At 71.9% G+C, this 23,704-nt stretch carries 23 protein-coding genes and 4 tRNA genes; 18 read left to right on the top strand and 9 right to left on the bottom strand.

The genetic code is table 11. The annotated features are described in order from the left end of the window. Positions 1 to 38: 38 nt before the first annotated feature. The 5 genes from ACSQ2D_RS13975 to ACSQ2D_RS13955 all read left to right on the top strand — a co-directional run bounded on the left by ACSQ2D_RS13975 (position 39) and on the right by ACSQ2D_RS13955 (position 4,887). A complete protein-coding gene (locus ACSQ2D_RS13975) occupies positions 39 to 806 on the top strand; it encodes an MBL fold metallo-hydrolase (RefSeq protein ID WP_435986540.1) in 768 nt (255 codons plus the stop codon). A 173-nt stretch (positions 807 to 979) separates the two neighbouring features. After that, on the top strand, positions 980 to 1,849 hold the full coding sequence (locus ACSQ2D_RS13970; RefSeq protein WP_435986539.1) for an aldo/keto reductase: 870 nt from the start codon (positions 980 to 982) through the stop codon (positions 1,847 to 1,849). 115 nt (positions 1,850 to 1,964) lie between these two features. Continuing rightward, on the top strand, positions 1,965 to 2,708 hold the full coding sequence (gene rph / locus ACSQ2D_RS13965) for a ribonuclease PH (RefSeq protein ID WP_435986538.1): 744 nt from the start codon (positions 1,965 to 1,967) through the stop codon (positions 2,706 to 2,708). After that, entirely contained in the window at positions 2,705 to 3,325 is a 621-nt protein-coding gene (gene rdgB, locus ACSQ2D_RS13960; protein ID WP_435986537.1) for an RdgB/HAM1 family non-canonical purine NTP pyrophosphatase, read from the top strand. The genes rph and rdgB overlap by 4 nt, the downstream gene beginning before the upstream one ends. Then, positions 3,322 to 4,887, top strand: a complete 1,566-nt coding sequence (locus tag ACSQ2D_RS13955) for a molybdopterin-dependent oxidoreductase (protein ID WP_435986536.1) — start codon at positions 3,322 to 3,324, stop codon at positions 4,885 to 4,887. The genes rdgB and ACSQ2D_RS13955 overlap by 4 nt, the downstream gene beginning before the upstream one ends. Here ACSQ2D_RS13955 and ACSQ2D_RS13950 read toward each other — a convergent pair. Then, positions 4,874 to 5,281, bottom strand: a complete 408-nt coding sequence (locus ACSQ2D_RS13950) for a RidA family protein (protein ID WP_435986535.1) — start codon at positions 5,279 to 5,281, stop codon at positions 4,874 to 4,876. The two genes, ACSQ2D_RS13955 and ACSQ2D_RS13950, sit on opposite strands and share 14 nt — an antisense overlap. Next, positions 5,278 to 5,502 (bottom strand): hypothetical protein, encoded by a 225-nt coding sequence (locus tag ACSQ2D_RS13945; protein WP_435986534.1) that lies wholly within the window; start codon positions 5,500 to 5,502, stop codon positions 5,278 to 5,280. The genes ACSQ2D_RS13950 and ACSQ2D_RS13945 overlap by 4 nt, the downstream gene beginning before the upstream one ends. A gap of 101 nt (positions 5,503 to 5,603) precedes the next feature. Between ACSQ2D_RS13945 and ACSQ2D_RS13940 the strand changes: the two genes are divergently transcribed. The 4 genes from ACSQ2D_RS13940 to ACSQ2D_RS13925 all read left to right on the top strand — a co-directional run bounded on the left by ACSQ2D_RS13940 (position 5,604) and on the right by ACSQ2D_RS13925 (position 6,875). Then, positions 5,604 to 5,687: transfer RNA gene (locus ACSQ2D_RS13940), tRNA-Leu, on the top strand. A 65-nt stretch (positions 5,688 to 5,752) separates the two neighbouring features. Continuing rightward, positions 5,753 to 6,226 (top strand): thioredoxin-dependent thiol peroxidase, encoded by a 474-nt coding sequence (gene bcp / locus ACSQ2D_RS13935; RefSeq protein ID WP_435986533.1) that lies wholly within the window; start codon positions 5,753 to 5,755, stop codon positions 6,224 to 6,226. Between the two features lie 29 nt (positions 6,227 to 6,255). Continuing rightward, complete coding sequence (locus ACSQ2D_RS13930) at positions 6,256 to 6,507, top strand: DUF3618 domain-containing protein (RefSeq protein WP_435986532.1); 252 nt, start codon at positions 6,256 to 6,258, stop codon at positions 6,505 to 6,507. Between the two features lie 26 nt (positions 6,508 to 6,533). Then, positions 6,534 to 6,875: a GroES family chaperonin gene (locus ACSQ2D_RS13925; RefSeq protein WP_435986531.1), complete on the top strand. Its 342-nt coding sequence runs from the start codon at positions 6,534 to 6,536 to the stop codon at positions 6,873 to 6,875. A gap of 30 nt (positions 6,876 to 6,905) precedes the next feature. Here the strand turns inward: ACSQ2D_RS13925 and ACSQ2D_RS13920 are convergent, their stop codons facing one another. Continuing rightward, positions 6,906 to 7,715, bottom strand: a complete 810-nt coding sequence (locus tag ACSQ2D_RS13920) for a hypothetical protein (protein ID WP_435986530.1) — start codon at positions 7,713 to 7,715, stop codon at positions 6,906 to 6,908. 153 nt (positions 7,716 to 7,868) lie between these two features. Then, positions 7,869 to 7,941, bottom strand: a tRNA-Lys gene (locus ACSQ2D_RS13915). A 431-nt stretch (positions 7,942 to 8,372) separates the two neighbouring features. Here ACSQ2D_RS13915 and ACSQ2D_RS13910 point away from each other — a divergent pair. Next, complete coding sequence (locus tag ACSQ2D_RS13910; protein WP_435986529.1) at positions 8,373 to 8,801, top strand: DUF5994 family protein; 429 nt, start codon at positions 8,373 to 8,375, stop codon at positions 8,799 to 8,801. A gap of 10 nt (positions 8,802 to 8,811) precedes the next feature. Here ACSQ2D_RS13910 and ACSQ2D_RS13905 read toward each other — a convergent pair whose 3' ends face one another. From ACSQ2D_RS13905 to orn, 3 genes are all read right to left on the bottom strand, one after another. Beyond that, complete coding sequence (locus ACSQ2D_RS13905) at positions 8,812 to 9,984, bottom strand: glutamate--cysteine ligase (RefSeq protein WP_435986528.1); 1,173 nt, start codon at positions 9,982 to 9,984, stop codon at positions 8,812 to 8,814. Positions 9,985 to 10,184: 200 nt separating this feature from the next. Continuing rightward, a tRNA-His gene (locus tag ACSQ2D_RS13900) sits at positions 10,185 to 10,260 on the bottom strand. 135 nt (positions 10,261 to 10,395) lie between these two features. Then, the gene (orn, locus tag ACSQ2D_RS13895) at positions 10,396 to 11,019 is read right to left on the bottom strand and encodes an oligoribonuclease (RefSeq protein ID WP_200959189.1); all 624 of its coding nucleotides are present in this window, start codon (positions 11,017 to 11,019) and stop codon (positions 10,396 to 10,398) included. 69 nt (positions 11,020 to 11,088) lie between these two features. Here orn and ACSQ2D_RS13890 point away from each other — a divergent pair, with 69 nt between their 5' ends. The 7 genes from ACSQ2D_RS13890 (at position 11,089) to ettA (ending at position 20,317) form a co-directional block, all read left to right on the top strand. Further along, positions 11,089 to 12,279, top strand: coding sequence for a PrsW family intramembrane metalloprotease (locus ACSQ2D_RS13890; protein WP_435986527.1), 1,191 nt, complete (start codon positions 11,089 to 11,091; stop codon positions 12,277 to 12,279). Positions 12,280 to 12,335: 56 nt separating this feature from the next. Then, positions 12,336 to 12,408 (top strand) — tRNA-Arg (locus ACSQ2D_RS13885). Between the two features lie 161 nt (positions 12,409 to 12,569). Then, entirely contained in the window at positions 12,570 to 14,279 is a 1,710-nt protein-coding gene (locus ACSQ2D_RS13880; protein ID WP_435986526.1) for a SulP family inorganic anion transporter, read from the top strand. Between the two features lie 133 nt (positions 14,280 to 14,412). Next, a complete protein-coding gene (locus tag ACSQ2D_RS13875) occupies positions 14,413 to 16,122 on the top strand; it encodes a dynamin family protein (protein WP_435986525.1) in 1,710 nt (569 codons plus the stop codon). Then, positions 16,119 to 17,807: a GTPase gene (locus ACSQ2D_RS13870; protein ID WP_435986524.1), complete on the top strand. Its 1,689-nt coding sequence runs from the start codon at positions 16,119 to 16,121 to the stop codon at positions 17,805 to 17,807. The genes ACSQ2D_RS13875 and ACSQ2D_RS13870 overlap by 4 nt, the downstream gene beginning before the upstream one ends. A 149-nt stretch (positions 17,808 to 17,956) precedes the next feature. After that, positions 17,957 to 18,565 carry a single-stranded DNA-binding protein gene (locus ACSQ2D_RS13865; RefSeq protein ID WP_435986523.1) on the top strand — a complete coding sequence of 203 codons (609 nt, stop codon included), beginning with the start codon at positions 17,957 to 17,959 and terminating at the stop codon, positions 18,563 to 18,565. 69 nt (positions 18,566 to 18,634) lie between these two features. Continuing rightward, a complete protein-coding gene (gene ettA, locus ACSQ2D_RS13860; protein WP_435986522.1) occupies positions 18,635 to 20,317 on the top strand; it encodes an energy-dependent translational throttle protein EttA in 1,683 nt (560 codons plus the stop codon). Positions 20,318 to 20,381: 64 nt separating this feature from the next. On the opposite strand, the gene ACSQ2D_RS13855 is transcribed toward ettA, so the two are convergent. Both ACSQ2D_RS13855 and ACSQ2D_RS13850 read right to left on the bottom strand, forming a co-directional pair. Beyond that, positions 20,382 to 21,422, bottom strand: coding sequence for a magnesium transporter CorA family protein (locus ACSQ2D_RS13855; RefSeq protein ID WP_435986521.1), 1,041 nt, complete (start codon positions 21,420 to 21,422; stop codon positions 20,382 to 20,384). Positions 21,423 to 21,476: 54 nt separating this feature from the next. After that, complete coding sequence (locus ACSQ2D_RS13850; protein WP_435986520.1) at positions 21,477 to 22,922, bottom strand: PLP-dependent aminotransferase family protein; 1,446 nt, start codon at positions 22,920 to 22,922, stop codon at positions 21,477 to 21,479. Positions 22,923 to 22,983: 61 nt separating this feature from the next. Between ACSQ2D_RS13850 and ACSQ2D_RS13845 the strand changes: the two genes are divergently transcribed. Then, on the top strand, positions 22,984 to 23,703 hold the full coding sequence (locus ACSQ2D_RS13845) for a YczE/YyaS/YitT family protein (protein ID WP_435986519.1): 720 nt from the start codon (positions 22,984 to 22,986) through the stop codon (positions 23,701 to 23,703). Position 23,704 lies beyond the last annotated feature (1 nt).

Here is a 23,704-nt window from a genome sequence, read left to right as displayed (position 1 = left end):
GTCGGGCCGTCGTCGGCGTCGGCACCTAGGCTCGTCACGTGGACGTCACGATCGTCGGGTGCTCGGGATCCTTCGCGGGGCCCCGCTCGCCCGCCTCGTCCTACCTCGTCCGCGCCGAGCACGAGGGCCGCACGTGGAGCATCGTGCTCGACCTCGGCAACGGCGCCCTCGGCGCCCTCCAGCGCCACGTCGAGCCGTATGCCGTCGACGCCGTCCTGCTCAGCCACCTGCACGTCGACCACTGCATCGACATGTGCGGCCTCTACGTCATGATGCGCTACCTCCCCGGCGGGCCGGGTCGCGCGACGATGCCGGTCTGGGGCCCACCCGGCACCGGCGTGCACCTCGCCCGGGCCTACGGCGGCGGTGAGGCCGAGGACGTCCTCGGCGTCTTCGACTTCCACGACCTGCGCCACCGCGAGCCGGTGACGGTCGGGCCGTTCACGATCACCCCGGTCCGCGTCAACCACCCCGTCGAGGCCTACGGCTTCCGCGTCGAGGCCGACGGCCGCGTGCTCGCCTACACCGGCGACACCGACACGTGCGACCAGCTCGACGAGCTCATGACGGGCGCCGACCTCGTGCTCGCCGACTCGGCCTTCGTCGAGGGGCGCGACACCGTGCCCGACATCCACCTCTCCGGTCGTCGCGCCGCCGAGGCGGCCGTCCGGGCCGGGGGAGTGGGGCGACTCATGCTCACGCACATCCCTGCCTGGAACGACCCCGAGGTGTGCCGTCAGCAGGCCGCCGCGGTGTGGCCCGGCTGCGTCGAGCTCGCCGAGCCCGACGCCACCTACCGCCTTTGACAGGCGCTGACAGGCGCTGACGGGCACTGACGAGCACTGACGAGCGCTGACGGGCCTGACCTCGCGGGTGGTCCGCCCGAGCAGCCGGGTATGGACCGTGACGGTGCGGCGCGCGCCCGGCAGTCGCCGGACCGAGCGCCGACGACCGGAACGACCGAACCAAGGAGGCACCGTTGCAGCAGCGAACCATCGGATCGAGGAAGGTCAGCGCGATCGGTCTCGGGGGCATGCCGATGTCCATCGAGGGCCGGCCCGACGAGGACCGCTCGATCCGGACCATCCACGCCGCGCTCGACGCCGGCGTCACCCTCATCGACACGGCCGACGCCTACCACCGTGACGCGGGCGAGGTGGGTCACAACGAGTCCCTCATCGCCAAGGCGCTCTCGTCGTGGTCCGGGAGCGCGGCCGACGTGCTCGTCGCGACCAAGGGCGGCCACCTGCGCCCCGGCGACGGCTCGTGGACGCAGAACGGCCGCCCCGACCACCTCAAGGAGGCGGCCAAGGCCTCGCTCCAGCGGCTCGGCGGCGACGCGATCGGGCTCTACCAGTTCCACCGGCCGGACCCCGACGTGCCCTACGCCGAGTCCGTCGGTGCGCTCGTCGAGCTGCTCGACGAGGGTGTCATCGAGATGGCCGGCATCTCGAACGCCGACCCCGCGCAGATCCGCGAGGCGCAGGACGTGCTCGGTGGCCGGCTCGTCTCCGTGCAGAACCAGTTCTCGCCCGCCTTCCGCAGCAGCCGGGCCGAGCTCGACCTCTGCGCCGAGCTCGGCATCGCCTTCCTGCCGTGGAGCCCGCTCGGCGGCATCAGCAGGGCGGGCGACCTCGGCAGCCGGCACGACGCGTTCGCGGAGGTCGCGAAGGCCCACGACGTGAGCCCCCAGCGGGTGGCGCTCGCGTGGGAGCTCGCGCTCGCCCCGACCGTCGTGCCCATCCCGGGTGCCTCCCGTCCCGAGAGCATCGAGGACTCGGTGCAGGCCGCCGACCTCGAGCTGACGGCCGACGAGGTCGAGCGTCTCTCGGCCGAGACGCTCGACTGACGAGCCCTCGCGGCGTCGCAGGGACGGGTCCTTACGGTTCGCGAACGAGCCGTCGGGGCCCGTCCCCGCACCCGCGATTGAGGCCTAGCGTGGAGTCATGGCTAGCCTCGTGGGCATGACTGACCGACATGACGGCCGTGCCCCCGACGAGACCCGAGAGGTGCGGATCACCCGCAACTGGCTCGACCACGCGGAGGGCAGCGTCCTCGTCGAGTTCGGGCGCACGCGCGTGCTGTGCGCGGCGTCCTTCACCGAGGGCGTCCCGCGCTGGCTCAAGGGCAAGGGCACCGGCTGGGTCACCGCCGAGTACGCCATGCTGCCCCGCGCCACCAACACCCGTTCCGACCGCGAGAGCGTCAAGGGCCGCATCGGCGGCCGCACCCACGAGATCAGCCGACTCATCGGCCGCAGCCTGCGCGCCGTCATCGACACCAAGGCCCTCGGCGAGAACACCATCGTCCTCGACTGCGACGTCCTGCAGGCCGACGGCGGCACCCGGACCGCCGCCATCACCGGCGCGTACGTGGCCCTGGCCGACGCCGTCGAGCACGCCCGGGCCAAGGGCCTCATCGGCGCGAAGGCCCAGCCGCTGACCGGCTCGGTCGCAGCCGTCTCCGTCGGGATCGTCGGCGGACGTGCCGTCCTCGACCTCGACTACCCCGAGGACTCGACCGCCGAGACCGACATGAACGTCGTCATGACCGGCGACGGCCGGTTCATCGAGGTCCAGGGCACCGCCGAGGGTGCGCCCTTCGACCGCGACCTGCTCGGCCAGCTGCTCGACCTCGCCACGAAGGGCTGCGCCGACCTCACCGACCGGCAGCAGGCCGCCCTGGCCGCCCAGGAGGTCGCCTCGTGACGCGGGTCGTCCTCGCCACCCGCAACGCCCACAAGGTCGAGGAGCTGCGCGAGATCCTCGCCGACGTCAGCGCCGACCTCGGTCTCGAGATCATCGGGCTCGACGGCTTCCCCGACGCGCCGGACGTCGTCGAGGACGGTGTGACGTTCGAGCAGAACGCCATCCTCAAGGCCGCGTCCGCGGCACACGTGACGGGCCTGCCGGCACTCGCCGACGATTCGGGCCTGGCCGTCGACGTGCTCGGCGGCTCACCCGGCATCTTCAGCGCCCGCTGGTCCGGTGGCGGCGGTGACCGCGCCAACCTCGAGCTGCTCCTCGCTCAGCTCGGCGACGTCCGCGACGAGCACCGCGCCGCGGCGTTCGTCTGCGCCGCGGCCCTCGTGCTGCCCGATGGTCGCTCGGCCGCCGAGCTCGGGCGCTTCCCGGGCACCGTGGGCCGTGAGCCGAGAGGGACCAACGGCTTCGGCTACGACCCGATCTTCGTCCCATCCGACCAGCCGGACGGCAACGAACGCACACTGGCGGAGTACGACGCCGACGAGAAGAACCACGTCTCGCACCGGGCGCTCGCCTTCCGTGCACTCGTGCCACACCTGAAGGAGCACCTGAGGCCATGACCACGACCAGCCCGGCCACGCGTCCCGAGACCGCCCCGCAGCAGCCGGCCCGTCCGCTCTGGTGGGGAGCCCTCGACGGGCTGGTGGCCGGGCTGCTCACCGTCGGGCTGGCGACGCTCGCCGCGGCGCTGCTCACGGCCGTCGGGCAGTCCTCCGGCCAGCCGGCGCCCATCGCCGCGGTGAGCGGGGCCTTCATCGACCGGACGCCGCCGTGGCTCAAGGACGTCGCCATCGCGACCTTCGGCACCAACGACAAGCGGGCCCTGCTCGTCGGGACGGTCGTCGTGCTCGCCCTGGCCTGTGCGGCGGTGGGGATCCTGGCCAGCCGACGGCTCGTCGCGGGACTCGTCGTCTTCGCCGTCATCGGTGTCATCGGCGCGGCCGCGGTGCTCACCCGACCCGGCGCCGGCCCGGCGGACGTGCTGCCGACGATCCTCGGCACCGCGGCCGGTCTCTGGTTCCTCAGCCGCGCCGCGGCCCCGTCGGCGAGCGCGACGGGCGCTGCCGGTCCCGGCCGACGCTGGATCATCGGGGGAGCGGTCGGTGCCGTGGCGGCATACGCCGGCAGCTACCTCGGGGGTGACTCCGCGGCGGCCACGGTCTCGCGCGACGCCCTCAAGAGCACGCCGCTCAAGGGCACGAAGCTCGCCATCCCGGCCGGCGCCGACCTCAAGGTGCCGGGCCTGACGCCGTACATCGTCCCGAACGCCGACTTCTACCGCATCGACACGGCGATCGTCGTGCCTCGCATCGACGCCAACGACTGGAAGCTCAAGGTCACCGGCATGGTCGACCGCGAGGTCGAGATCGACTGGAAGACGTTGCAGGGCAAGCAGATGCAGGAGGCGCTGGTCACCCTGACGTGCGTCTCGAACGAGGTCGGCGGCGACCTCGTCGGCAATGCCGTCTGGACGGGCTGGCCCGTGCGCGAGCTGCTCGCGATGGCCGGCCCCAAGGCGGGCGCCGACATGGTGCTGCAGACGAGCATCGACGGCTTCACCGCCTCGACCCCGCTCGGCGCACTCACCGACGACCGCAACGCCCTGCTCGCGATCCGGATGAACGGCGAGCCCCTGCCCTTCGAGCACGGCTTCCCCGTGCGCGTCGTCGTGCCGGGTCTCTACGGCTTCGTGTCGGCCACGAAGTGGGTCACCGAGCTCAAGGTGACGACGTATGCCGACGACGTGGCCTACTGGACGCCGCGTGGCTGGTCGGCGACGGGACCCATCAAGACGGCATCGCGCATCGACGTCCCCACGGCGGGGGCCAGCGTCAAGGCCGGAACCGTCGCCGTCGCGGGGGTGGCGTGGGCGCAGCACACCGGCGTCTCCAAGGTCGAGGTCCAGGTCGACCAGCAGCCGTGGACCGAGGCCCGTCTCGCGGCCGACGCGAGCATCGACACGTGGCGGCAGTGGGTCTACGAGTGGGACGCCACGCCGGGCAGCCACGACATCCGGGTGCGGGCCTACGACGCCAAGGGGCAGGTGCAGTCGCCGCTGGAGGCGCCGCCGGCGCCCGACGGCGCCACCGGCATCCACGTCGTCAACGTCAGGGTGGAGTGAGCTCGGTCGATCCCGAGCCGACGACGGCCTCGGCCTCGATCTCGACGAGAAGGTCGGGGTCGATGAGCGCCGTCACCTGGACCATCGTCGAGGCCGGTCGCACGTCGGCGAAGACCTCGCCGTGTGCGCGGCCCACCGCCTCCCAGTCGCGGATGTCGGTGACGAACATCCGGGTCCGCACGACGTCGGCCGGTGCGGCGCCGCAGGCCGCGAGGGCCTCGACGACGATCTCGAGCGCGACCTTCGCCTGCGTGTAGGCGTCCCCGGGCGCGACGACGCGTCCGTCGCGGATCGCCGTGGTCCCCGCCACGTGCACGGTGTCCCCGGCGCGGACGGCCCGCGAGTAGCCGACGACACCCTCCCAGGCGCTGCCCGTCGCGATGTTCCGCCTCATGACCGAAGGCTAGTCCTGGCCGGCGTGGGAGCGGAGGGGCTCGTCAGCGACGCGGCGGGCAGGAGGAACCAGTGCCGTGCGACGCACTGCACCCGGGCGTGCTCGACCGGCCCGTCGGTGCTCTCGAGCACCGCCCGCTCCGTCACCTCGGCGAGGGCACCGCACTCCGGGCACGTCGTCGTGTCGAGCGCGGCCCCCACCGGTGCGTTCGTGCCGTCCATGACGTACCTCCTCGTCCGTGGCTCATGGGAGACGGAGGGCGGGACGGTGGCTCCTGATACCGGGGGGCCGCCAACTACAGTGGGGGCCGCGCATGACGCGAGCGGACGTGGTGGAACTGGTAGACACGCAGGATTTAGGTTCCTGTGCCCTAGGTGTGCGGGTTCGAGTCCCGCCGTCCGCACCAGCCGGACCGACCTGGTGTCCGGAACGGGTACGAGCCCGGCAGACATGACGACGAAGGAGCAGATCGTGACCGCACGACTCGAGCCCGGCGAGCAGGCCCCTGCCTTCAGCCTCACCGACGACACCGGCCAGACCGTCAGCCTCGCCGACTTCGCGGGCCGCAAGGTCATCGTCTACTTCTACCCGGCTGCCATGACCCCGGGCTGCACCAAGCAGGCCTGCGACTTCAGCGAGTCGCTCGACTCGCTGAAGAAGGACGGCTACGAGGTCGTCGGCATCTCCAAGGACAAGCCGGCCAAGCTCGCCGCGTTCCGCGAGCGTGACCACCTCACCATCCCGCTGCTCAGCGACGAGGACCTCGCGGTCCACACGGCATACGGCGCCTGGGGTGAGAAGAAGCTCTACGGCAAGACGGTCGAGGGCGTCATCCGGTCGACCTTCGTCGTCGACGAGGAGGGCAAGGTGAGCCACGCGTTCTACAACGTCAAGGCGACCGGCCACGTGGCCAAGCTCCGTCGCGACCTCGGCATCGCCGACTAGAGTCGCACCGTCCCCCGAAAGGAAGCCAGATGAGCGACACCGTACGGATCGAGCAGGACATCCAGGCCGCCCGCGCGCGCCTCGAGGGCACCGTCAACGAGCTGGCCTACCGCGCCCAGCCGCAGGTCATCGCCCAGCGCCAGGTGCAGGGCCTGCGGCTGCGTCTCGCCGCGGCCACGCACACCGAGGACGGCGAGCTGCGCATCGAGCGCATCGGTGCCGTCGTGGCGGCGGCCGTCGTCGTCGTGGTCGCCATCGGCTTCCTGCGCCGCCGGCGCTGAGCCGGCCGGCGGGTCCGACCAGTCCCATGGCGAAGAAGGATGCTGCCGCGTCGGCGGCCAGGCTGCCGGTCCGGATGCTGCACGACCGCGTCCTCGTCTCGATCGAGAGCGAGGGGGAGCGGCGCTCCGGCGGCGGCATCCTCATCCCCGCCACCGCGTCGGTCGGCAAGCGCCTCGCGTGGGCCGAGGTGGTGGCGACGGGCGCCAACGTGCGCCAGGTCGAGCTGGGCGACCGCGTCCTCTTCGACCCGGAGGACCGCGGCGAGGTCGAGCTGCACGGGAAGGACTACATCCTGCTCCGCGAGCGCGACATCCACGCCGTCGCGGCCCGGCGCGTCGAGGACGGCCAGACCGGCCTCTACCTCTGAGCCACCTTCGCCCGCCGTGCGCGCCCGACGTCAGTCGGGGCGCAGCCCGAGCTTGCGAAGCAGGCCGGGACCGGGCCAGACCGGCTTGCTCGGCAGCGGCCACTTCTTCGGGTCCTTGCGGTTGAGCAGGACGTACTTGTCGAAGCAGACCTGCTGGGCGACGGGTCCGTAGAGGTCGGCCGCCTCGCTCATCCACGCCTTCTGGTGCGACGCGCGGTAGTCGGCCGGCATCGAGTCCCACAGCGCCTTGTTGAAGCGCCGCACCGCCGCGTTGCGCTTGCCCGGCCGGATCGCCTCGTCGTCGACGGCCGCGCCGCCACCGGCGAGGGCGGTCAGGCCGTCGCCGCCGAGCCCGGGGATCGTCGTGCCGGCGAAGTCGGCCGACCAGCCACGGTAGGTGATGCCCCACGCCTTGGTGATCTCGGCGATGCCGACCTCGCCGACCTTGCCCTTGGCGGGCCAGTCCGTCGAACGGACGCGGCCACCGCCGACGGAGAGGGCGATGTGGCCGTGCTTGCCGCCCGCCCAGTAGACCGGGGCGCCGGCCGGGGCGTCGGTGCCGCCGCGCCGCTTCGCAGCACGCGCCCAGGCGGCGTTGGCGTCGGCCAGCCCGAACCGGTGCGGGGCGGCGATGCAGTTCCAGACGAAGTTGCAGCACATGCCGACGGGCAGGTACGTCGTGAAGGCCCGCGCCTTGCCGACGCTCGCACCCGGCCCGCGCACCGTCACGTCGCGGTCGCCCCCGCCCGGCGGCGGGGGCTCGTCGGTCCACGGCAGGTCGGGCGTGACCTCACGCTCGCCCTGGTCGCCTCGGTCCAGCTCGTCGTCCCAGCCGCTCATCGCATCTCCCCTCGAGCCGGTGACGCGGTCACCCGCGTCCCGGGTGGTACGTCCATCGTCCAAGGGAGTCGTGGCGTTGTCAGCCTGATACGCGAATCAGGACGGGCAAAGGGAAGACCCCCGTCCGGATCGCTCCGAACGGGGGTCTTGAAGTGCGCCGCCAGGGACTCGAACCCCGAACCCAGTGATTAAGAGTCACTTGCTCTGCCAATTGAGCTAGCGGCGCAACGAGGGGAAACGTTAGCAGCCGTCCCGGGCCGGGACAAAATCGGTCGGCGCGAGGCGTCCCGAGCCGCGCGACCCACCCCTGCCGCTGACCGGGCGACCCGGCGCTGCGGGCGGATTCGCGTGCCTACGGGGTCGCGCTCGCCGTCGAGATGAGGGACAGCGCGAGGCTGACGACGATGACGCCGATGATGACACCGACCGTGATCCGCTGGGCCTTCTTGTTCCCCATGAGCATGACCCCATTGTGCGGTATGCCGTCGCGGGGCCGGTGCGTCGACGCGGGCGTACGCTGGGGTGGAGACAGGTCACCCGGTCAGGGTGCCCGTCGGCAGCAGAGGAACCGACCCTTGCGCGGCGTCGGTCCTCCAGGGCAGGAAGTGACGAGCGAGCCGCGGCCACCCATCTCGACCTGCTCCCCGAGGAGCCACCGTGAACGCCCTGCCCCTGTCCCCTCCCGTGTCCACCTCCCTGCCGGCCCCCGCCGCCGAGTCGCCAGGAGACGACCTCTCGAGCCGCCTCGCCCTGTCGCCCCGTCCGGGGGTCGACGCCTCCGACGGCGTGTGGTGGCCCCGGTCGAGCGACCTCCGCGTCGAGGTGCCGCTGCTCGACGTCGCGGTGAACGACCGCGCCCGCGCGCGGATCGCCCGGTTCGGCTACGAGCGCGCCGGGTGGGAGGACGGACCCCGGACCGTGCGCAGCCCGATCGGGATCACGCACCTCGGCTGGTTCGAGCACAGCCGCTTCCCCGACCACGTCCTGCTGTCCCTGAGCAACTACGGCCGGCTCGTGCTCACGGTCCTGCCCCCCGACACCGACGGCGAGACCGCCCGGACGGCGATGGCGAGCGTCGCGGAGTAGCTGTCAGGTCTCACCGGCCGTCGGAGACGAGCATGGCGCGCACCGCGGCCCGCAGGTCGCCGGTGCCGTCGTCCGTGACAGCCGCGCGCATCCGCTGGTAACCGGCCCCGTCGCTCAGGATGTCCTCGACGCCCGCGAGCTCGCGCGTGCAGGCGAGGCGTCGCGCCGTCGGCTGCAGCTGCTCGAGCAGGTCGTGGATGTCGTCGACGACGTGGACCTCCGTGTTGTCGGCGTCACGGATGATGATGGCGTCGAGCCCGTAGCGCGCCGCCCGCCACTTGTTCTCCTGCACGTGCCAGGGCGGCAGCGGGCGCGCGAGCACGCCCTCGTCGAGCTGGTGCTCGAGATGGGCGACGAGGCAGTGGATGAGCGCCGCGATCGCGGCCACGTCCTGCGGTCGCGAGAAGCCGTCGCAGGCCCGGACCTCGATCGTGCCGAGGCGCAGCGACGGTCGGACGTCCCAGCGCAGCTCGCTCGCGTCGGTGACGACCCCGGTCGTGAAGACGTCGTGGAGGTACGCGCGGTACTGCGCCCACGTCTCGAACTGGAAGGGCAGGCCCGCCGTCGGCAGCTGCTGGAAGAGCATCGTGCGGTTGCTCGCGTAGCCGGTGTCGGCCCCCGAGCCGTAGGGCGACGACGCCGACAGCGCCGTGAGGTGCGGGTGGTAGGTCAGCAGGGCGTTGACGAGGGGCCACACCTTCGCGGCGGACCGGACGCCGACGTGCACGTGGACCCCGAAGATCACCATCTGCCGGCCCCACCACTGGGTGCGGTCGATGAGGGTCGCGTAGCGCTGTCCCTCGGTGACCTCCTGGTCCTCCCACCGCGCGAACGGGTGCGCCCCACCCCCGTAGAGCAGGACGTCGAGCTCGGAGGCCGCGCGCTGGACGCGCCCGAGGCCGTCGGCGAGATCCGCAGCCGCCTCCTCGGCGTTCGCGCAGATGCCGGTGACGATCTCGACGGTGTTGCGCAGCAGCTCCTGCGTCACGGTCGACCGCGACTTCGTCGGTCGGGCATGACCGGTGTCCTCGGGCCCGTTGGCGAGGCCGAGCAGCTCGACGGCGCGCGAGGTGAGGTCGTGCGTGGCCGGGTCGAGCAGGCCGATCTCCCACTCGACGCCCAGCGTCTGACCTGCAGACGGGGAGAACCGCGCGTCCACCGACGGCACGCTCGGGTCGTTCATGGGGTCACCTCGGGGGTCGGCGGGGAAGCGACCGCAGGGCAGCGTTGCGGGCTGCGGGCCGGTGTGACCGGCTGCCACGAGCCTAGCCGCGCAGGCTCGGACCCGCCTCGGACCGGGCTCGGACCGTGCCGTGGAAGCAGCACGGCCCGGCTCCCCCGCGGGGGAACCGGGCCATGCGTTCGTCCTGACGAGCAGGACCGTGGGGTGAGTGACGGGACTTGAACCCGCGGCCACCTGGACCACAACCAGGTGCTCTACCAGCTGAGCTACACCCACCATGCACAACACGAGCCGGGCCCGAAGGCTCGGCGCCGTGTCACGGCGTCGACAATGCTACAGGCTCTCGTGAGGTGCTCGTGACCACCCCGCCCGACGGCATACGCCATCGCCCGAAGGGCTGTCCGGGAGCACTCAGTGCTCGATGACGTGAGGCGACGCGAGCGCCTTCGCGGTGGCGCTGTCGGGGCCGGGCTGTGGCACGAAGACCGCCTGACGGTAGTAGCGCAGCTCGGCGATCGACTCGCGGATGTCGGCGAGCGCCCGGTGCCCGCCGGACTTCTTCGGGGCGTTGAAGTAGACGCGGGGGTACCACCGGCGCGAGAGCTCCTTGATGGAGCTGACGTCGATGATCCGGTAGTGGAGGTAGGACTCGAGCACCGGCATGTCGCGCGAGAGGAAGCCGCGGTCGGTGGCGACGGTGTTGCCGCCGAGCGGGGCCTTGCGCGGCTCGGGGACGAACGTGCGGACGTAGTCGAGGACGATGTGCTCGGCCTCCTTGAGCGTCACCCCGGAGTCGAGCTCGGTGATGAGGCCCGAGCTCGTGTGCATGTCGCGGACGAAGTCGTCCATCTGCTCCAGCGCCTCGTCCGGCGGCTTGACGACGACGTCGATGCCGTCACCGAGCTGGTTGAGCTCGAAGTCCGTGACGAGGGCGGCCACCTCCACGAGGGCGTCGGACTTCAGGGACAGGCCCGTCATCTCGCAGTCGATCCAGATGATCCGGTCGGCGATGGCTCGGTGGTTGGTGTCACTCACCGGTCCACCATAGAGGCTGAGGAGGACGAGCCCGGGTGCGCGGCCCCGGCGCTGCACTAGCCTGCCCTCATGACCTCAGGGGACGTGACGACACAGGGGACGGGCGCGAGCCCGGGCGGGCAGGCGCAGCAGTGGAGCCCGGTGCGCAACCCGACCCGGCGGCCGATGCTGCGCACCGCCCTCACCATCGGCGTCGCGGCATCCGCCTTCCTCGTCTGCCTGCTCATCCTGCTCGGCATCCTCGGCGAGCGGCTGACGGCCCAGACGATCATCACGTCCGCGCTCATGGCGGTCATCCCGCTGCTCATCATCGTGCCGACCTTCCTCTGGCTCGACCGCTACGAGGCGGAGCCGGCGCGCTACATCGTCTTCGCGTTCCTCTGGGGCGCGCTCGTCGCCGTCGTCGGTGCCTTCTTCCTCAACACCTTCGGCCTCAAGATGCTCGTCGAGGCGCGCTGGACCGACCCGCTCGAGACGGGCGCCGTCTACCTCGCGCCCGTCACCGAGGAGACGCTCAAGGGCCTCGGCATCCTGCTCATCTACCTCGTCCGTCGGCGCGAGTTCGACGGGATCATCGACGGCATCGTCTACGGCGGGCTCATCGGGGCGGGCTTCGCCTTCAGCGAGAACATCCTCTACCTCGGGCAGGCCTACAACGAGTACGGCGGCGAAGGCCTGACGTCGACCTTCCTCGTCCGCGGCCTCATGGGCCCGTTCGGCCACCCGCTCTTCACCTCGCTGACCGGCATCGGGATCGGCATCGCCGTGTCCGCCCGACGCCCGGCGGTGCGCGTCGTCGCGATCCTCGCCGGCTGGGTCCTCGCCATGCTGCTCCACGGGCTCTGGAACCTCTCCGCGCTCGCCGGCATGGACGGCTTCTTCGCGGCGTACGTCACCTACCAGGTGCCGCTCTTCCTCGCCTTCGTCGGCTTCCTCTTCTGGCTGCGTCGTCGCGAGGGCCGGCTCATCGGTCGCTACCTCTCGCCGTACGCCGACGCGGGCTGGCTCACGCACGCCGAGGTCATGATGCTCTCCAACCTGCGCTTGCGCCGGGCGGCGCGAGCCTGGGCGCGGCAGAACGGTGGTCGTCCGGCGAGGCGTTCGATGGACGCCTTCCAGGACAGCGCGAGCGACCTGGCGCTGCTGCGCTCGCGGCTCGTCCACGGCACGGCCGAGGACGACGCGTCGCAGCGCGAGATGGTGCTGCTCGAGGCGATCACCTCGCACCGCCGTGACTTCGTCGGCTCGCCCGTGACCTGATCGGGCGTGCCGGCCCGCGGTGCCTATCATTGGACGGCGCCCGGATCGGGCGACCCGCCCCTGTAGCTCAGCGGATAGAGCAAGAGCCTTCTAATCTCTTGGTCGCAGGTTCGAGTCCTGCCGGGGGCACTCTCCGAAGGCGACGCAGCACGGACGCCGCCGGCGACCCTTCGGAAACCGGGACGTACGCCGCCACCTGCTGCGATCATGGGGTCGTCAGCCGGCCTGCGAGGGACCTCGTCCACCCAACGGTCTCGGCCTCGCGGCCTGACGGGAGGGATGACGCTCTCATGGCGGGTCGGACCACGGGAACGAGCCGGATCCCCATCCTCGGCTGGCTGCGCTCGTACGACCGCAGCTGGTTGCGCGGCGACCTCATCGCCGGTGTGACGGTGCTGGCCCTCGTCGTCCCGAAGAACCTCGGCTACGCCGGCATCGCCGGGATCCCCGTCCAGAACGGTCTCTACGCCGCGGCCGCGGGTGCGATCCTCTACGCGATCTTCGGCACCAGCCGGCAGATCTCGGTCGGGCCGAGCTCAGGACTGGCGGCCGTCGCCGCGAGCGCCGTCCTCGCCGCCGGCATCGTCGACGAGAAGGCCGTCGCGTCGTTCGTCGCCGGCATCACCCTCGCCTCGGGGGTGCTCTACCTGCTCGTCGCGGTGCTGAAGATGGGGTGGATCGCGCAGTTCCTCTCGCGTGCGGTCGTCACGGGGTTCCTCTTCGGTGCTGCCATCGACGTCGTCATCGGCGAGCTGCCCAAGCTCACCGGCACGAAGGTCTCGGGGAGCAACCCCCTGCAGGAGCTGCGGTCCTGGTTCACGACCCTCGGGGACGCGCACGGCACGACCGTCGTGGTCGGGCTCGTCTCCCTCGCCGTCGTCTTCGGCCTGCGCGTCGTCGCCCCGAAGGTGCCGGGCGCCCTCGTGCTCGTCGTGGGCGGCCTGCTCGCCTCGTGGCTGCTGGGTCTCGGTGACCGTGGTGTGGCGCTCGTCGGCGAGGTCCCGAGAGGACTGCCGACCGTCGTCCTGCCCGACATGCAGCTGATGTGGGACCACGTCGGTGTCGGGGCCGTGGCGGCCTTCGCTCTCGTGCTGATCGGCTTCTCGCAGACGGCCGGCGACGCGCGCGCCTTCGCCGCGAAGCACCGCTACCAGATCGACATCGACCAGGAGTCGGTCGCGCAGGGTTTCGCCAACGCCGGGTCGGGGGTCCTCCAGGGGATGCCGGTGTCGACCAGCCTGTCGGCGAGCTCGCTCAACGACCACTCGGGAGCCAGGTCGGGGCTGGCCTCGCTGACGACGGGCTTCGCGGTCCTGCTGACGTTGCTGCTGCTGGCGCCGCTCTTCTCCGACCTGCCCAAACCGGTGCTGGCCGCCATCATCATCGAGGCCGTCGTCATGGGGATGATGGACCTGCCGGAGATGCGACGCCTCTTGCGCGTCAAGCCGTTCGACTTCGCGGTGGCCGTCGCCGCACTGCTGGGCGCGCTCGTCTTCGGCGTGCTGGCCGGCGTCGTCATCGGGGTGGCGCTGTCGATCTTCTGGCTCATCAAGGTCTCCACCCGACCGCACATCCCGACGCTCGCACGCGAGCCGGGCACGGACGTCTACCGCGACCTCGCCGACCACCCGGAGGGCGAGACGATCCCCGGCATCGTGGTGATCCGGATGGACGGCGGGCTGTTCTTCGCCACGTCGGACGCCCTCGAGGACCGCGTCCGCGAGGTCATCCACGAGAACCCGGGGGTCAAGGCCATCGTGCTCGACTGCGGCGGCATCGACTTCGTCGACTCCCAGGGGTCGGCCAAGATGGCCGACGTGCTCGACCTCGCCGAGGACTCCGATGTCGTCCTGCGACTGGCCAGGCTCAAGGCGGCGGTGCGGTCGACGCTCGAGGTCGACGGCGTCATGGAGCGTCTCGGTGCCGACCACGTCCACGGCAACGTCGCCCGGGCGGTGGAGGCCGAGCGCCGGGTGCAGGCCGGACCGCCGGAGGACTGACCCGCCGGACAGCCGTGTCAGCAGGGCGGATCACGTCTGCCCGTGGCACTCTCAGGTCACGACTCGGGGTATGTCGTGGTGGCGCGCCGCCTTTCGGTTTGGTTGTGCCAGTGCGACACGGAAGGATACGGGCGTGGCAGGTGATTCAGGGGTGGGCAATGCCCGTCTCCTCTCGAGCGTTCAGGCACTTCGGTCTGCCGTCGACGACGCCACCCTGCCCCTCGACCTCCCGTCCGCCCCGGCTGCCCGGCTGGCGCGCACGCGGCTGCTCGACCAGCTCGACGACTACGTCATCCCGCGGCTGACCTCGCTCGACGCCCCGCTGCTCGCCGTCGTCGGCGGCTCGACGGGCGCCGGCAAGTCGACGCTCGTCAACTCGGTCGTCGGGCGCGAGGTGACGCTGCCCGGCGTCCTGCGGCCGACCACCCGTTCGCCGGTGCTCATCCACCACCCCTCCGACGCGGCGTGGTTCTCCGGGCCCCGGATCCTGCCGACCCTGGCGCGCATCACGGGTCGCCACTCGTCGTCCGACGGCCCGGGCGCGGTGCGCCTCGTCTCGACCGACGAGGTCGCCGCCGGCCTGGCCCTGCTCGACGCGCCGGACATCGACAGCGTCGTCGAGGCCAACCGCGACCTCGCGACGCAGCTGCTCGCCGCCGCCGACCTCTGGGTCTTCGTCACGACGGCCGCCCGCTACGCCGACGCCGTCCCGTGGGAGCTGCTGCGCGAGGCCTCGGAGCGCGGCACCGCCGTCGCCGTCGTCCTCGACCGCGTGCCCGTCGGGGCCGTCGACGAGATCCGCACGCACTTCGCGTCGATGCTGCGCGAGCAGGGGCTCGACCAGGCGCCGATCTTCACGGTCGTGGAGTCCGAGCTCGTCGACGGTCTGCTGCCCGCCGACCAGACCGAGCGCCTGCGGGGCTGGCTCGCGGCGCTCGCCGGCGACGCGCAGGCCCGGGCCGACGTCGTGCGCCAGACGCTCCAGGGTGCGCTCGTCTCCCTCGACACCCGCACGCAGTCGCTCGTGACCGCCTCGAAGGAGCAGACAGCGGCGGGCCAGGCGCTCGTCGCCGCGGCCGCTGCGGCCTACGACGAGGCGAAGGCGCAGGTCCACGAGGGCGTGCTCGACGGCACGCTGCTTCGCGGCGAGGTCCTCGCGCGGTGGCAGGAGTTCGTCGGCACCGGAGAGTTCTTCCGGCAGGTCGAGTCGACCGTTTCCCGGGTGCGCGACCGGTTCACCTCGTTCCTCAAGGGCGAGCCGGCACGGGCCGACCACCTCGGTGAGGCGCTCCAGTCCGGCGTCGAGTCCCTCGTCGTCAACCGCGCCGAGCTCGCCGCCGGCGCCATCGCGCGCTCGTGGCGCACCCTGCCCGGTGGCGACCAGCTGCTCACGGCCGACCCGACCCTCGCGCGGTCCGGTACCGACGTCGACAAGCGCATCCAGCGCCTCGTGCGGGACTGGCAGGGCGACATCCTCCAGATGGTTCGCGACGAGGGTCGCGACAGACGCACGACCGCCCGGATCATGGCCTACGGCGTCAACGGCCTCGGCGTGGTCCTCATGCTCGTGACCTTCGCGAGCACGGCCGGCATCACCGGCGCCGAGGTCGGCATCGCCGGTGGCACGGCCGTCGTCGGCCAGAAGCTGCTCGAGGCGGTCTTCGGCGACCAGGCCGTCCGAGAGCTCGCGCGCAAGGCCCGCGAGCAGCTGACCGCGCGCGTCGACGAGCTGTATGCCGCCGAGCTCGCCCGTTACGAAGGAGCTGTCACGACGTTGCACGTCGACACCGACCAGACCGAGCACCTGACCGCGACCGCTGCAGCGGTCAAGGCTGCGCGATGAGCCCGATCAGGATGGGCCGCGCCAAGGTGGCGACGGTCTCGGCGGCCGAGCTCGGCACGCGCACGACGGAGCTGTCGATGGCGCTCGTGTCGGGTGCCGACGAGCTCGACCCCTCGGGCGTCGAGGTCGCCCGGCGGGTCGTCGACAAGGCCGTCGAGCGTTCCGGTATCGCCGGGGACCACACGGTCGTCGCGCTCGCCGGGGCCACGGGCAGCGGCAAGTCCTCGCTCTTCAACGCCCTGGTCGGCGCCGACGTCGCCACCATCGGCGCGCGCCGGCCCACGACCTCCCGCCCGACGGCCGGACTCTGGGGTGACGCCGACGCGTCCGAGCTGCTCGACTGGCTCGGAGTCGCCGCCCGTCACGTCGTCAACACGCCGGCCGACGCGGGGGAGGGGTCGGTCCAGGTCGCCGGCTCGCTCGACGGGCTCGTGCTCCTCGACCTGCCGGACTTCGACTCCCGTGAGCTCGAGCACCGACGGGAGGCCGAGCGGGTGCTCGAGCTCGTCGACGTCTTCGTCTGGGTGACCGACCCGCAGAAGTACGCCGACGCCCGGCTGCACGACGAGTTCGTGAGCCTCATGTCGCACCACGACGCCGTGACGCTCGGCGTGCTCAACCAGTCCGACCGCCTGACCGGCGAGAGCGTCAAGACCTTGACCCAGGATCTCGCCAAGCTCCTCGTGGCCGACGGCGTCGCCGACGCGAAGGTTCTCGCGACCTCCACCGTGACCGGTCAGGGCATCCTCGAGCTCAAGCAGCGACTCGCGAATGCCGTTGCAGGACATGCGGCCTCGCGTCAGCGCCTCAAGGCCGACGTCGTCGGTGCGGCGACGGGTCTGCGCCCGGGTGTCGCTGACTCCGAGGCCGACGTGGGACGGGTCCCGCGTGAGGCGCTCGACGCGGCGCTGGCCCGCGCGGCCGGTGTGCCCATCGTCCTCGACGCCGTCGCACGCGACTACCGCCGCGAGGCGTTCGCGCACACCGGCTGGCTCTTCGCTCGCTGGACCAAGGGCTTCGCCGCCGACCCGCTGCGTCGCCTCCGGCTCGACCGCACCGGTGGACGTCCGCCGATCCCCGTCGAGATCGACGGCGCCGACGTGCGCGCCGTGCTCGGCCGCTCGTCGATCCCGGCACCGACCGTGTCGACCGTGTCGGCGGTCGACCTCGCCACGCGCAGCTTCGTGCGCGACGCGTCCGGGGGACTGCCGGTGCGCTGGGCCCAGGCCGTCGAGGACGCCGTCGACGGCGGCGACGGCGCCCTGAGCGACTCGCTCGACCGTGCCGTCATCGGCACGTCCCTGCGCGCACGTCGCCCGGTCTGGTGGTTCGTCGTCAACATCCTCCAGTGGGTGCTGGGTCTCGTCGCCCTCGCAGGGCTCGTCTGGTACGCCGTGCTGTGGGTCTTCGCGCTGCTGCAGCTCCCGCGCCCCGAGACCCCCGCCGTCGGCATCCTGCCGCTGCCGCTCGTCATGCTCATCCTCGGCGTGCTGCTCGGTGTCGGGCTCGGGATCCTGTCGCGGTGGTGGGCGCGCGTCGGTGCCAGGCACCGACGGACCGTGGTCGGCAAGCGGCTCACCGAGTCGGTCGCAGCGGTGGCCGACGAGCACATCCTCATCCCCGTCGACGAGGTCCTCCTCCGTCACCGCGAGACCCGCGAGCACCTCGAGGCCGCAGCGGGCTGACGCGGCTCCGGCGCCTCGGCGTCCACACCCCTCGGGCCCGATGCCCTTCTGTCCACAGGGGACCGGTGGCGACTGTCGTGCCGTCCCGCCGGGTCCGAAGGTGGTTGCAGGCGGCGCGAGGCCGCCCCTGGAACCCCCGAGGAGCAGCGATGAACGAGACCCGCATCACCGTGCACGGCAACGTCGTGTCCGAGCCCGTCGAGCGTCAGGGACGCAACGGCAGCATCTTCACGACCTTCCGCGTCGCCACGACGCCCTACCGCCGCACGGCCGACGGACGCTTCGTCGACGGCGACACGAGCTTCTACAGCGTCATCGCCTTCAACGCGCTCGCGGCCAACGCCGCCTCGGCGCTGCGGAAGGGCCAGCCCGTCATCGTCGAGGGCAACCTGTCGATCAAGCAGTACGTCGGCAACGACGGCCAGCCACGCACCTCGCCCGAGATCGACGCCGACCACGTCGGGCACGACCTGTCGTGGGGTCGCGCCAGCTTCGAGCGGGTCAGCCGCGCGGCCGCGCTCGGCCAGGACCGCACGGCCGACCCCGACGTCCAGGCGACGGTGCGTGCCATGGCCGAGGGCGAGTCGGCGGTGGCCGGTCAGCGCCCGGCCCACGTCGACGCCGACGGGGTCGTCGACGACGACTACGACCCCGGAGCGGACGCGGTCGACGGCGCGCGTGCCGACACCGGCACGGTGCTCGCCACCGGCGATCCCGAGACCGACGACTACGAGGTCGTCGAGCGGCTCACGGCCTGAGGTCGGTGACGGTCCGCGAGCGCGGACACCGATTCGGTGCCGCGCTCGCTGACAGATAGCCTTCTGCGCATGGCCGAGTACATCTACACCATGACCCGTGCGCGCAAGGCACACAACGAGAAGGTCATCCTCGATGACGTCTCGATGTCCTTCTACCCCGGCGCGAAGATCGGCATGGTCGGCCCCAACGGCGCCGGCAAGTCGACGATCCTCAAGATCATGGCCGGACTCGACCAGCCGAGCAACGGCGAGGCGCGTCTGGCCCCCGGGGCGACCGTCGGCATCCTGCTGCAGGAGCCGCCCCTCAACGAGGACAAGACGGTCCTCGGCAACGTCGAGGAGGGCGCCGGCGAGATCAAGGCGAAGCTCGACCGCTACAACGAGATCTCCGCCGAGATGGCCGACCCCGACGCCGACTACGACGCGCTGCTCGCCGAGATGGGCAAGCTGCAGGAGGACATCGACCACGCCGACGCGTGGGACCTCGACAGCCAGCTCGAGCAGGCGATGGACGCACTGCGCTGCCCGCCGCCGGACTCGCCCGTCACCAACCTCTCCGGAGGTGAGCGCCGCCGCGTCGCCCTGTGCAAGCTGCTCCTGCAGAAGCCCGACCTGCTGCTGCTCGACGAGCCCACCAACCACCTCGACGCCGAGTCCGTCCTCTGGCTCGAGCAGCACCTCGAGGGCTACCCCGGCGCCGTCATCGCCGTCACCCACGACCGCTACTTCCTCGACAACGTCGCGCAGTGGATCGCCGAGGTCGACCGAGGCCGCCTCTACCCGTACGAGGGCAACTACTCGACCTACCTCGAGAAGAAGTCCGAGCGACTCACCATCCAGGGCAAGAAGGACGCCAAGCTGGCCAAGCGGCTCAAGACCGAGCTCGAGTGGGTCCGCAGCAACGCCAAGGGCCGTCAGGTCAAGAGCAAGGCGCGTCTGGCCCGCTACGAGGAGATGGCGGCCGAGGCCGAGCGCACCCGCAAGCTCGACTTCGAGGAGCTCCAGATCCCGCCGGGCCCGCGCCTGGGCTCGACCGTCATCGAGGTCAAGAACCTCAAGAAGGGCTTCGGCGAGCGCGTCCTCATCGACAACCTCTCCTTCTCCCTGCCCCGCAACGGCATCGTCGGCGTCATCGGCCCCAACGGCGTCGGCAAGTCGACGCTCTTCAAGACGATCGTCGGCTTCGAGGAGCCGGACGGCGGCGAGGTCAAGATCGGCGAGACCGTCAAGATCTCCTACGTCGACCAGGGCCGCGAGGGCCTCGACCCGAAGAAGAGCCTGTGGGAGATCGTCTCCGACGGCCTCGACCACATGAAGGTCGGCAACGTCGAGATCCCGTCGCGGGCCTACGTGTCGCAGTTCGGCTTCAAGGGCCCCGACCAGCAGAAGCTGTCGGGCGTCCTCTCCGGTGGCGAGCGCAACCGTCTCAACCTCGCGCTCACCCTCAAGCAGGGCGGCAACCTGCTGCTCCTCGACGAGCCGACCAACGACCTCGACGTCGAGACCCTCGGCTCCCTCGAGAACGCGCTGCTCGAGTTCTCCGGCTGCGCCGTCGTCATCACCCACGACCGGTGGTTCCTCGACCGCGTCGCGACGCACATCCTCGCCTACGAGGGCACCGAGGAGAACCCGGCCAGCTGGTACTGGTTCGAGGGCAACTTCGAGTCCTACGAGGCCAACAAGGTCGAGCGTCTCGGCCCCGACGCCGCTCGCCCGCACCGCGTCACCTACCGCAAGCTGACACGCGACTGACCGCGAGCGTCGGCCACGCCGTCGACGAGAGGGCCGGGATGCACCGCATCCCGGCCCTCTCGCGTCAGATCCAGCCCTTGCGCCGGAAGACGCCGTAGAGCGTGAGGGCCACGCCGCCGATGACGGCCGCACTGAACAGCACACCCCAGGGCTGCCCGAAGCCCGGGTAGGGCACGTTCTGGCCGAACCAGCCCGTCACCGCGGTCGGGACGGCGATGATCGCGGCCCACCCGGTGAGCTTCTTCATGACCGTGTTGAGGCGGGCGTCCTGCAGCGACAGGTTCGTCTCGAAGATCGTCGTCACCATGTCGCGCAGCGACTCGGTCCACTCGGCGGCCCGGAGGACGTGGTCGTAGAGGTCGTCGTAGAAGCCGTCGAGCTCGGTGTGCCGCTGGTCCAGCTCGCCCCGGTGCCGCAGCACGGCGTTGACGACGTCGCGCATCGGCAGCACGACGCGTCGCAGCTCGACGAGCTCCTTGCGCAGCCGGTAGGTGCGCACCTGGACGGCGTGGGTGCGGCCGCTCTCGTCGAAGAGGAGGTCCTCGAGGTCCTCGATCGCGTCGTCGAGCTGCTGGATCGCCTCGAAGTGCCCGTCGACGACGGTGTCGAGGAGCCCGTGGACGAGCGCGCCGACGCCGAGCTCGAGCAGCTGGGGGTCGTCGTTCCACCGGTCGAGCACCTGCTGCATGTCGACGTCGTCGCTGCCGCGGACGGTGATGATGCCGCCGGGGAGCACGAAGGCCGAGATCCGTGCGGTGCGCAGCCGGGACTCCGGCCCGAGCGGCTCGCGGTCCTCGGCCCCGGTCGGGGTGACGCCGGGCTCGAGCCGCGTGGCGTAGACGGTGAGGAAGGTGTGCCTGGCGTGCCGGGTCGCCTTCGGTCGCTCGCCCGCGGAGACGGCGTCCTCGACGGCGTGCGGGTCGAGCCCGAGCTCCTCGGACAGGGCCCGGAGCCCGGCGTGGTCCGGCTCGCACAGGTCGACCCAGATCAGCGAGTCCTCGCGCCCGAGCAGCTCGGAGACGTCCTCGAGCGGGAAGCCCTCGTCGACGACCTTGCCGTGCTCCCACCGGCAGGAGGTGATGCGCCCGGCTCCGTCGTTGCTCACCCGGCCAGTCTCGCAGCCCACGGCACAGGGACGGTCAGGGACGGTCAGGGACGGTCAGGCGATGAGGGGAGTGACCTCGCGGGTCGTGGGGCGCTCGCCGAGCGCGAGCTGCCAGGCGGCGGCGAGCCGTCGGCCGACCTCGTCGGCCTCGTCGGGTGCGACGCAGAAGGGCACGCGCACCCAGCGGGTGAAGCCGCCCTCGACCCCGAACTGCCCACCACGGGCCAGTCGGACGCCTGCGGACTCGGCGACGCGCGCGAGCTCGTCGCCGCGTGCTTCCGGCAGCTCGCACCACAGGTTGAGGCCGCCGGTCGGCACGGTCAGGCGCCAGTCGGGCACGTGCTCGCGCAGCGCCGTGACGAGGGCGTCGCGTCGGGCGCGCGCCTCGCGCCGGCGTTCGGTCAGCAGGCTCTCGCCCTGGTGCAGCAGGTCGGTGACGACGAGCTGCTCGAGGATGGCCGTGCCGAGGTCGAGGCTGTGGCGGGCCTCGATGACGGCCTCGGCGCCGCCGCGGGGAGCACGCACCCACCCGACGCGCAGACCGCCCCACCACGTCTTGCCGGCACTGCCGAGGGTGTGGGCGGTGACGGACGAGGCCGCGAAGGGCGACGGCCGGCTCGTCGTCGGGTGGTCCTCGAGGCCGAGCTCGACGAACGTCTCGTCGATGACCGGGACGGAGCTCGCACGGGCGAGCACGCCCGCCAGCGCCTGTCGCGTCGGCCCGTCCATGACGAGCCCGGTCGGGTTCTGGTGGTCGGGGATGAGGTATGCCGCCCGCGCGCCGCTCTGACGGAGCCCGACCTCGATCGCCTCGACGTCCCACCCCGTCGCCGTCAGCTGGGCAGGCACCGCTCGGTACGCCGAACGGCGCACCCCCACCAAGGCGTTCGGGTAGGTGGGGCTCTCGACGAGGACCCGGTCACCGATCTCGAGCTGGGAGCGCAGCACGGCCGACAGGCCGCCGTGGGCGCCCGAGGTGATGACGACCTGGTCCGGTGACGTGGGCAGCCCCCGCCCCTCGAACCAGGCAGCCACGGCGGCACGGGTCTCGGGGAGCCCCCGCGGGTCGTAGCCCGCGGTCGCGAGGAAGCGCGGGAGCTCCAGGAGTGCCCGCTCGTAGGCCGCGGTGACGCCGGCCGCGGCCGGGAGGGCGGCATACGTGAGGTCGATGACGTCCGGCGGGACGTCGGTGGGGATGAGGCCCGCCTGCGAGAGCGCGAGGCCGGACGGGCCGGCCGGCAGGCAGACGACGCTGCCGGAGCCACGGCGCGTCGCGACGAAGCCCTCGTCGCGGAGGGTGTCGAGGGCCGCGCCCACGGTCGTGCGGCTGAGGCCCAGCTCGGTCGTCAGCGTGCGTTCGCTCGGCAGCCGCGTCCCGACGAGGAGCCGTCCGTCGGAGACGAGCCGGCGGATGCCGTCGGCGAGGCCGCGGTAGGCCGGCCGGGGGAGTGGACCGGACCCGAGAAGCAGGGCCAGTGACCGGGCCGAGATGGTGCGCACCGGTCCACTGTCGCACGACTGGCCCTTAAAAGGCAGTCCACCGGCACCCATCATGGACGGTATGAGACGTCACGTCCCCCTCGCCAACCTCACCCCGCGCCAGCAGCTGAGGGCGGGCCACCTCCCGCGCCGCGTCGTCCAGCTCCTCGTGGGGCTCGTGCTCTACGGCGTCTCGATGGCGATGATGATCCGCTCGACGCTCGGCCTCGACCCGTGGGACGTCTTCCACGCCGGCATCGCCTCGCACGTGCCGCTGTCGTTCGGGCAGGTGACGATCATCGTCGGGGCCCTCGTCCTGCTGCTCTGGGTCCCGCTGCGGCAGTGGCCCGGCCTCGGCACCGTGGCCAACGTCGTCGTCATCGGTCTCGCCGCCGACGCCGGCCTCGCGCTCATCGCGCCGCCCGAGTCGATGTGGGCGCGCGTGCTGCTGCTCGGCTCCGGCATCGTGCTCAACGGCGTCGCCGGAGGGCTCTACATCGGCAGCCAGCTCGGTCCCGGCCCCCGCGACGGGCTCATGACGGGCTTCGCGCGGCGCACGGGTCTGTCGATCCGACTCGTCCGCACGACCATCGAGGTCGTCGTGCTGGCCGTCGGCTGGCTGCTCGGTGGACCCGTCGGCCTCGGCACCGTGCTGTATGCCGTGTCGATCGGCCCGCTGGTCCAGTTCTTCCTCCCCCGCCTGACCGTCGAGCTGCGCCGCGAGCAGGCGCCCGTGGCCGTCCCCGGGGAGGGGGTCGCGCCCGTGACGCCGACGTCGGCGCTGGGCTCGACGACGAGCTGAC

The sequence above is a fragment of the Terrabacter sp. LjRoot27 genome (assembly GCF_964254175.1).
Classification (GTDB): domain Bacteria; phylum Actinomycetota; class Actinomycetes; order Actinomycetales; family Dermatophilaceae; genus Terrabacter.
The sequence above is the reverse complement of the archived record's forward strand: the minus strand, read 5'-3'. Positions and strand labels throughout refer to the sequence as shown.